9 protein-coding genes are annotated in these 8849 nt (G+C 64.4%); 6 read left to right on the top strand and 3 right to left on the bottom strand.

All coding sequences use genetic code 11. The features are described 5' to 3' along the window. The coding region (locus tag EN943_RS31680; protein ID WP_127415965.1) for an HTH domain-containing protein at window positions 1-175 on the bottom strand (175 nt) is incomplete at its 3' end. 136 nt (window positions 176-311) lie between these two features. Here EN943_RS31680 and EN943_RS31675 point away from each other — a divergent pair. The 6 genes from EN943_RS31675 (at window position 312) to EN943_RS31650 (ending at window position 7295) form a co-directional block, all read left to right on the top strand. Beyond that, window positions 312-1406: a class I SAM-dependent rRNA methyltransferase gene (locus EN943_RS31675; protein ID WP_127415964.1), complete on the top strand. Its 1095-nt coding sequence runs from the start codon at window positions 312-314 to the stop codon at window positions 1404-1406. Then, window positions 1403-2260, top strand: coding sequence for an RNA methyltransferase (locus EN943_RS31670; protein WP_013529576.1), 858 nt, complete (start codon window positions 1403-1405; stop codon window positions 2258-2260). Before EN943_RS31675 ends, EN943_RS31670 begins: the two co-directional genes overlap by 4 nt. Before the next feature lie 13 nt (window positions 2261-2273). Beyond that, the gene (lspA, locus tag EN943_RS31665) at window positions 2274-2762 is read left to right on the top strand and encodes a signal peptidase II (protein ID WP_127415963.1); all 489 of its coding nucleotides are present in this window, start codon (window positions 2274-2276) and stop codon (window positions 2760-2762) included. Window positions 2763-2815: 53 nt separating this feature from the next. Beyond that, window positions 2816-3805 carry an MDR family oxidoreductase gene (locus EN943_RS31660; protein WP_127415962.1) on the top strand — a complete coding sequence of 330 codons (990 nt, stop codon included), beginning with the start codon at window positions 2816-2818 and terminating at the stop codon, window positions 3803-3805. 140 nt (window positions 3806-3945) lie between these two features. Continuing rightward, complete coding sequence (locus EN943_RS31655; protein WP_127415961.1) at window positions 3946-6237, top strand: PAS domain-containing hybrid sensor histidine kinase/response regulator; 2292 nt, start codon at window positions 3946-3948, stop codon at window positions 6235-6237. 182 nt (window positions 6238-6419) lie between these two features. Next, a complete protein-coding gene (locus EN943_RS31650; protein WP_023812526.1) occupies window positions 6420-7295 on the top strand; it encodes a GNAT family N-acetyltransferase in 876 nt (291 codons plus the stop codon). Between the two features lie 78 nt (window positions 7296-7373). Here the strand turns inward: EN943_RS31650 and EN943_RS31645 are convergent, their stop codons facing one another. Both EN943_RS31645 and grpE read right to left on the bottom strand, forming a co-directional pair. Beyond that, complete coding sequence (locus EN943_RS31645) at window positions 7374-8006, bottom strand: trimeric intracellular cation channel family protein (protein ID WP_127296394.1); 633 nt, start codon at window positions 8004-8006, stop codon at window positions 7374-7376. Between the two features lie 124 nt (window positions 8007-8130). Then, on the bottom strand, window positions 8131-8766 hold the full coding sequence (gene grpE, locus EN943_RS31640) for a nucleotide exchange factor GrpE (protein WP_127415960.1): 636 nt from the start codon (window positions 8764-8766) through the stop codon (window positions 8131-8133). Window positions 8767-8849 lie beyond the last annotated feature (83 nt).

Here is an 8849-nt window from a genome sequence, read left to right as displayed (position 1 = left end):
ACCCCACCCCCGCCTCACCCTCGATCGGCGCACCCTGGCCCTGCAGCGTCGCGATATCGCGGTAGAGCGTGCGGATCGAAATCCCAAGCTCATCGGCCAGCGCCTGCCCGCTCACCGGCCGGCGGTGCCGGCGCAGGCATTGGATCAGGGCGAGCAGGCGTTCGGAGCGGGACATCCGGCAGATTTGCCTGTTTCTTTGACATTGGTCTATCGCCGGCTGACATAAACCAGAGAGGCCGACCTGTCGGACTTGGTTGCGAAGCCGGTTGCCCTATGTCAAAAGCGGCCACGCCGTTCGGAGTTGCCCCCGCTTGAAGTCTTTTCGCGACAAACGCCGCGACAACCGTCCACATCCATCCGCGAAGGGTGCGGCGGACGTGTCACGTCCGCGTCCCGGCCAGGCTCCTGCCAGACCGGAAGCGCCACCGCGCGAGCGCCATGAGGCGAAGACGGAAAGTCGTTCCGAACCGAACCCGGCGCCGCGCATCCTGGCCCGCCGCGAAGGCGCTCTGCCCACCGAACATCTCCCCGTGATCCTGGAAGTGGCGCCCAATGCCGATTATGCGCTGCTCGACAGCGGCACCGGCCAGAAGCTCGAACAATATGGCCCCTACCGTATCGTGCGGCCCGAGGGCCAGGCGATCTGGCAAAAGGCCTTGCCGGCAAAGGAATGGGAGCGCGCCGACGCCGTCTTCACCGGCGACACCGACGAAGAGGGCATCGGCCGCTGGCGTTTCCCCAAGTTGCCGCTCGGCGAGACCTGGCCGATGAAGCATGACGGCATCGACTATCTCGGCCGTTTCACCTCGTTTCGTCATGTTGGCGTCTTTCCCGAGCAGGCCTCGCACTGGGACCACATGGCCGGGCTGATCGCGGCGGCGAAGCGGCCGGTCAAGGTGCTGAACCTGTTCGGCTATACCGGTCTCGCCTCATTGGTGGCGGCTCGCGCCGGCGCCGAGGTCACCCATGTCGATGCCTCGAAGAAAGCGATCGGCTGGGCCCGTGAAAACCAGGAGATGGCAGGCCTCGGCAGCAAGCCGATCCGCTGGATCGTCGACGACGCGGTCAAATTCGCCGAGCGCGAGGAGCGCCGCGGCAGCCGCTACGACATCATCCTGTTCGACCCGCCGGCCTACGGTCGCGGCCCCAAGGGCGAGGTCTGGCAATTGTTCGAGGACCTGCCTGATTTGACCGACCTTTGCCGGGCGATCCTGACGCCGAAGCCGCTTGCCGTGGTGCTGACCGCCTATTCGATCCGCGCCTCCTTCTTCGCCATCCACGCCTTGATGCGCGATACCTTTGCCGGCATGGGCGGCAAGATTGAATCGGGTGAGCTGATCATCCGTGAAAAGTCCGCCGGCCGGGCGCTCTCGACTTCATTGTTTTCGCGTTGGGTGGCTGAATGAACGAGCGGCATGCAGGCGCGCCTGGCCAGGTGAAGGAGGTCACCAGCCTCGCCAATCCGCTGGTCAAGGACATCAAGGCGCTCGCTCAGAAGAAATTCCGCGACCAGCAGAACGCCTTCATGGCCGAGGGGTTGAAGCTGGTCATCGATGCGCTCGATCTCGGCTGGCAGATCAGGACATTGGTTTTCGCCAAGGCCGGGCGCGGCAACGCGGCGGTGGAGAAGGTGGCCGCACGCACGGTTGCCGCCGGCGGCATGGTGCTCGAAGTGTCGGAAAAGGTGCTGGTGGCCATCACCCGCCGCGACAATCCGCAAATGGTGGTTGGCGTCTTTTCGCAAAAATTCCTCGCCTTGAAGGATGTCCGCGCTGACAATGGCGACGTCTGGGTGGCGCTCGACCGGGTGCGCGACCCCGGCAATCTCGGCACCGTCATCCGCACCGTCGATGCCGTCGGCGCCAAAGGCGTCATTCTGGTCGGCGATACCACTGATCCATTTTCCGTGGAAACGGTGCGTGCCACCATGGGTTCGATCTTTGCCGTGCCGGTGGCCAAGGCGACAACCGAGGCTTTCCTTGCCTGGCGAGGCGGGTTTTCAGGCCTCGTCGCCGGAACCCACCTGAAAGGCGCCGTCGACTACCGTTCGGTCGATTTTTCCCGCGGGCCCGTGCTGCTGATGATGGGCAACGAGCAGCAGGGACTGCCCGAAAGCCTGGCTGCGAGTTGCGACAGGCTGCTCAGGATTCCGCAAGCGGGCCGTGCCGATTCGCTCAATCTGGCCGTTGCCACCGGCATCATGCTGTTCGAGATCCGGCGCGGCGCGCTGAAGCTCGAGCCAATCCTGGACCAGCAATGAAGGTTGCCTGCCCGTGAGATCATGGTCTCCCTACGCACTGCTCGTCGTCGCGGCCATCGCGCTCGACCAGTGGATAAAATACCTGGTCGAGGCCGATCTGCCTTTTCAGGAGAAGGTTGATCTGCTGCCCTTCCTGGCGCTGTTTCGCACTTACAATACCGGCATCGCCTTCTCGATGTTCTCGTCCTTCGGCGACACCGGGCTGATCGTCATTTCGCTTGCGGTCGTTGCCTTCGTGCTGTTCCTGGCGACGCGGATCGCGCCGTCCCAGATCCTTGCCCGCACCGGCTTTGCGCTGATCGTCGGCGGCGCGCTCGGCAATCTGATCGACCGCGCCGTCTACGGCCACGTCGTCGACTACGTCCTGTTCCACACGCCGGTCTGGTCCTTCGCCGTCTTCAACCTTGCCGACGCCTTTATTTCGGTGGGCGCGGCGCTGGTCGTCTTCGACGAGTTGTTCGGCTGGCGGCGCGAACCCAAAGCCAGTCCTTCCAAGGATTGACCCCGTGCGGCCATCGCCGCACAGTTCATGTCGTCAAGATCGCGGAGAAAGACATGTCCGAAACCTTCAAAGCCATCCTCGTTTCGCGTGACGCCGAGAAAAAGCAGTCGGTAACCGTGACCGATCTCACCGAGGCCGACCTGATGGAAGGCGATGTCACCGTCGCGGTCGAGGCAACGACGGTGAACTACAAGGATGGTCTGGCGATCACAGGCAAGGCGCCGGTGATCCGCCGCTGGCCGCTGGTGCCGGGCATCGATTTCGCCGGCACCGTCATCTCGTCTTCCCATCCCGACTGGCGCACCGGAGACAAGGTCATTCTGAACGGCTGGGGCGTCGGCGAAACCCATTTCGGCGCCTATGCTGGCCGTGCCCGCGTCAAGGGCGACTGGCTGGTGCCGCTGCCGCAAGGCATCAGCCCGCATGACGCGATGGCCGTCGGCACCGCAGGCTATACCGCCATGCTCTGTGTCATGGCCCTGGAGCGGCACGGCATTCTGCCCGATCGCGGCCCGGTGGTGGTGACGGGGGCGGCCGGCGGCGTCGGCTCGGTCGCGGTCTCGATCCTGTCCAGCCTCGGCTACCATGTCATTGCTTCCACCGGCCGCAATGCCGAAAGCCCCTTTCTGATCGACCTTGGCGCCGCCGAAGTGATCTCGCGCGACGAGCTTGCCCAGCCGGCCAAGCCGCTGGCCAAGGAACGCTGGGCGGGCGGCATCGACGCTGTCGGCAGCCACACGCTGGCCAATGTGCTCTCGATGACCTCCTATGGCGGCGCGGTCGCCGCCTGCGGCCTTGCCGGCGGCATGGACCTGCCGGCCAGCGTCGCGCCCTTCATCCTGCGCGGCGTCTCATTGCTCGGCATCGATTCAGTGATGGCGCCGAAAGCAATCCGCCTCGAGGCATGGCGCCGCATCGGCGCCGACCTCGATCTGCAGAAGCTCGCCAGCCTGTCCAGCACCATCAGGTTCGACGGCATCGTCGATGCCGCGCGCGACATCGTCGACGGCAAGATCCGCGGCCGCGTCGTCGTGGATATGTGACTCCGCCCAACTCCGGAAGCGCGGATGGCATCGCCAGATCTGGTGGTAAACCCGCCGCGCCTCGGCAAAAAGCGCTCATCCGCTAAAATTGGAATGATCCGCCGCAATTTTCCATAATCTCTGTCTGGCAAGGATTTCGCATGATCGCGGAATCCGGCAGCCAACAGGCGGACACTGGCGACGATGTCGATGCGGTGCTCCCGCCGGCGTCGACGCGGCGCTTCGTCGCCGCGCCGCCGCTGGTGCCCGAGCCGGAATTCTCCAGGCGCGAAGGCCTGTCCTTTCTGACATTCGTCGCCATCGTGGTGATGGCCGGGCTGGCGCACCTGACCGGGGCACCGATCTTCATCAGCGTTGCCTTGCTTGCAACCGGCCTTGCCGGTCTTGCCATGCATCTGCGCGCCAGGCGCAGCGAACACCGAACTGCTGCCCTTCTCGACGAAACCACTGCCCGCAGCCGCGCCGAGATCGAGACGCTGGCCGACCGCATGTGGGAGATGCAGGAGAGCGATGAGCGCTTTCGCGGCCTGATCGACGCGCTTGGCGATCTCGTCATCCATCGCGACCGCGACGGCTACATCGTCTATGCCAACAAGGTCTTCGCCGATCTCGTCGAGATGGACCAGCGCGATCTTGCCGGCAAGACCCTGGCGGAACTCGGCATTGAGGTCGGCATGGTTCCCGATGCCGCCTTTTCCGACCATGAGTGCCTGAGTTCCACCGATGTCTCTATCAGCACGCCGGGCGGGCAGCGCTGGTTCTCCTGGATCGAACTGTCGGTGCGCGACAAGGACAGCGGCGCGGTTTCGCACCGCGCCATCGCCCGCGACATCACCGCCCGCAAACGCGCCGAATCCTCGCTGATCACCGCACGCGAACGGGCCGAATATGCCAGTCAGGCCAAATCGCGCTTCCTCGCCACCGTCAGCCATGAAATCCGCACCCCGATGAACGGCATCATGGGCATGGCCAGGTTGCTGGCCGACACCAGCCTGTCGCCGGAGCAGCAGACCTATGTCGGGGCCGTCTCGACCTCGGCCAGTGCGTTGCTTGCCCTGATCGAGGATCTTCTCGACTATTCCAAGATCGAAGCCGGGCGTTTCGACCCCGAGCCGCAGCCGATGTCGGTGCGCGAGATCGCCGACAACATCATCGAATTGCTGGCAGCGCGCGCCTTCGCCAAGGATATCGGGCTGGGTTGCCATGTCGAACCCGACGTGCCGCAATTGATCACCGCCGATCCGGGCAAGGTCAGGCAGGTGCTTCTCAACCTCATCGGCAACGCCATCAAGTTCACCGACAGCGGCGGCGTGCTGGTGAGCATTGCACGCGCACGCACCGAAACCAGCGACCGCATATGCTTTACCATCGCCGATACCGGTCCGGGCCTGCGTGATGCCGACCTGGAGCGCATTTTCGAGGAGTTCGAGCAGGCCGACGGCACGTCGACACGCACACATGGCGGGGCCGGCCTCGGCCTTGCCATCTCCAGGCGCCTGGTGGCCGCCATGGGCGGCACGATCTCGGTATCCAGCCGGCTCGGCCAGGGATCCGAGTTCGTCTTCGAAATCCCGGCGATAGCGGCCACCGAAGCGCCGCAGGGCCACCAGAATGCTCTCTCGGGGAGACGCGCGGTGATCCTGTCGAAGAACGCCGTCGAGGCCGACGCTATCGCCCGCACCATCCGCGCCAATGGCGGCGCAGTCGACATCGCCACCACTGCCGCACAGGCCGCGCCTTTCGCCGCTGGCTGCAATGCGGTCCTGGTCGATGCAGCGATGGAAGAAGGCGATGGAAGGCTGCTCAAACGCCTGCGCCAGAGCGGTTTCTCCGATTGTGAGGCGATCACGCTGATCGCGCCGACCGATCGCGGCATGCTTGGCGAGTTCCGCGCCAGCGGCTACGCAACCTTCCTGGCCAGGCCGGTGCGTGGCGGAACACTTCTGCGTGTGCTGTTGAGCAGCCATGCTCCGAGCCTCGGCCCGCCGCAGCCGGAAAAGCGCGGCGCGCCGACGCTACGCGCCGTCGGCACCCGCCAGCGCGGCCTGTCGGTGCTGATCGCCGAGGACAATGACATCAACGCCATGCTGGCCCGCGCCACGCTGCTGAAGGCCGGGCATCGCGTCAAGGTGGTCGGCAACGGCAAGGCCGCCGTCGAGGCCGTCACCGGCGCCGCGCACAAGGACCGCTTCGACGTGGTCTTGATGGATCTGCACATGCCGGTCATGGACGGGCTGGACGCGATCGCCGCCATCCGCCGCCATGAGGAAGAAAGTGCCGTGCGGCCGGTGCCGATCATGGTGCTGTCGGCCGACAGCCAGGAAAAGACCCGCCATGCAGTGTTGGCCCATGGCGCCAGCGGCTTTGTCACCAAGCCGCTCGACCCCGAGGCGCTGGTCAATGCCGTCGAGGGCCAGGTCGTCGCAGCCTGAGCTTTGCACCGCCCATTCCGCGTCGCGCGATCACTTAAACGTAGCCGGTTGATCGTATTCGCCAGCCGACGAAGTATTGCCCACGGCGTCGTATCACGGTACTGTCACAATCCTGTTGCACCTACACCGTATCCCCGTGCCAAGAGGGATGGCTCGAAGGAGAATCACTCGTGCATACAGTTATGCCGGAATGTGACACTCGGCCGAACGCCAGCAGCGCCTTGCTTGCCGGACGTAACGTCGATTCCGTCATAAAGGGCGCGGCGCTGGGCCGTATAGGCAATCTTGAAGTGCGGCTCGCTCGCAACGAGGCCGAGATCGCGGCCGCGCAGGAAGTGCGCTACCGGGTGTTCTACGACGAACTTGGCGCCAGGAAGGACCTGTTCCAGGCCCATGACCGCCGTGACGCCGACCGGTTCGATCCGCTCTGCGACCATCTGCTGGTTTTGGACACCACGCTTTCCGGTCCCGAACATCGCCGCATCGTCGGCACATATCGGCTGCTGCGGCAAGAAATCGCGGCCACGGCCGGCGGTTTCTATTCCGAAGGTGAATTCGAGCTGACCAAGCTCATTGCCCGTCACCCCGGCCAGCGTTTCCTTGAACTCGGCCGCTCCTGCGTTTTGCCGGAATACCGCTCGAAGCGCACCATCGAGGCGCTGTGGCAAGGCATCTGGGCTTACATCAACCATTACGAAATCGGTGTGATGACCGGTTGCGCTTCCTTCCACGGCACCGTGCCGGCGGCGCATGCCGAGGCGCTCACCTACCTCGCCCACCACTGCCGCACCAATTCGGCCTGGGACGTGCGCGCGGTCTCCGGGCGCTACTGCTCGATGGACCTGATGCCGATCGAGGCCGTCAATGCCAAGGCGGCGATCGCGGCGATGCCGCCTTTGGTCAAGGGCTATCTGCGCGTCGGTGCCCGCATCGGCGACGGCTGCGTCATCGATCGCGAATTCTCGACGGTCGATGTGTTCGTCGTGATGCCGGTCAAGGAAATCGGCGCCCGCTACGTCAACTATTATGGCGGGGAAGCCCAGCGCTTCGCAGCATAGCGAATAGCGAATAGAAAGTAGCGAGAGCTATCTCGTTCAGCCCCTATTCGCTACTCGCTACTCGCTATTCGCTTCCTTTCACGGAATATCCTCCGGCCGCCGGCCGGGTCGGCTCTTGTAGGACGGAAACGACCAGCCGAATTTGAGCGCACCGCCGCGCACGAGGAACGCCGCCGCAAAACCGGCGAGGTCCGAGGCGAGCGGCGGCAGTCCGGCAAGATCGCCAAGCGTGTAAAGCCCGGCACCCGCAAGGGCCGCCGTGACGTAGATTTCGGGCCTGAGCAGCACCGATGGCTCGCCGGCAAGGAGATCGCGCAGAATGCCGCCGAAAGTGGCGGTGAGCACGCCGGTGATGACGGAGACGACCGGCGAGCCCGTAATCGCAAGCCCCTTGGCCGCGCCCATCACCGAAAAAGCGGCGAGCCCGACGGCGTCGAGCCAGAGCAGCCATTTCCAGCGCGATTCGACACGATGCGCGCTGAAGAAGACCAGCACCGCAACCGCGGCGCAGACCAGCACATAGCCGGAGTTGGCGACCCAGAAAACCGGCAGGTTGAGGATGACGTCGCGAAGCGTGCCGCCGCCTATCCCGGTGACGCTGGCCAGGAACAGGAAGCCGATGATGTCGAGCTGCTTACGCGAAGCCGCAAGCGCCCCGGTCGCCGCGAAGACCGCGACACCGGCATAGTCGAGAAGCGCGATGGGGTTCATGAGTGAGCGAATAGCGAGTGGTGAATAGCCAATAGGGAATAGCACGAAGCCAGTTGGCCGCTATCACCTATTTCCCTACTCGCTACTCGCTACTCGCTACTCCCTATTCGCTACTCACTATCCCTCACGCATCCTTCTCAGCCTGTTCATTGACAGGCCCCGGCTCGACCGATGCTTCGGCGGCGGCGAACTTCGGACCACCTTTGGCGACGCCGACCATGGCCGGGCGCAGCACGCGGTCGCCGATCGAATAGCCCGGCTGCACGACCTGGACCACGGTGTTGGCCGGAACGTCCGGATTGGGCACTTCGAACATCGCCTGGTGGAAATTGGGATCGAACTTCTCGCCTTCAGGTGCGAGCTTCTTGACCCCATGCCGTTCCAGCGCCGACAGCATGGCGCGCTCGGTGAGGTCGACGCCTTCGATCAGCGCCTTGAAGCCGGCGTCACCCGATGCCTTGGCCTCGGCTGGAATCGCATCCAGCGCGCGGCGCAGATTGTCCGACACCGACAGCATGTCGCGGGCGAAATTTGCCACCGCGTAGGTACGCGCATCGTGCACATCGCGCGCCGTGCGGCGACGCAGGTTTTCCATCTCGGCCGCCACGCGCAGCGCGCGGTCCTTCAGCTCTTCATTTTCCTTCAGCAGCCGCACAAGGGCTTCATAGTCACCGTCGGTGCTGCCTTCCGTGCGCTCGGCTGTGGGCTCGGTTGCCTCGACTTCATCGGGCGCGCGTTCGTCTTTTGCCTGGTCGCTCATCGCCGTTTCCCGTCAATCTCGAATGAGGTGGATTTTGTGCCCGATATCGATGTTTGGCGGCCAAAAATCAAGGGGTAAGCGAT

This window comes from Mesorhizobium sp. M7A.F.Ca.US.006.01.1.1 (assembly GCF_003997935.1).
In the GTDB taxonomy this organism is placed as follows: Bacteria; Pseudomonadota; Alphaproteobacteria; order Rhizobiales; family Rhizobiaceae; genus Mesorhizobium.
The sequence above is the reverse complement of the archived record's forward strand: the minus strand, read 5'-3'. Positions and strand labels throughout refer to the sequence as shown.

Coding starts and splice junctions, on each gene's coding strand:
- EN943_RS31670 (WP_013529576.1), top strand. CDS start 1,403: ATGAACGAGCGGCATGCAGGCGCGCCTGGCCAGGTGAAGGAGGTCACC.
- EN943_RS31660 (WP_127415962.1), top strand. CDS start 2,816: ATGTCCGAAACCTTCAAAGCCATCCTCGTTTCGCGTGACGCCGAGAAA.
- EN943_RS31655 (WP_127415961.1), top strand. CDS start 3,946: ATGATCGCGGAATCCGGCAGCCAACAGGCGGACACTGGCGACGATGTC.
- EN943_RS31650 (WP_023812526.1), top strand. CDS start 6,420: ATGCCGGAATGTGACACTCGGCCGAACGCCAGCAGCGCCTTGCTTGCC.
- EN943_RS31645 (WP_127296394.1), bottom strand. CDS start 8,006: ATGAACCCCATCGCGCTTCTCGACTATGCCGGTGTCGCGGTCTTCGCG.
- grpE (WP_127415960.1), bottom strand. CDS start 8,766: ATGAGCGACCAGGCAAAAGACGAACGCGCGCCCGATGAAGTCGAGGCA.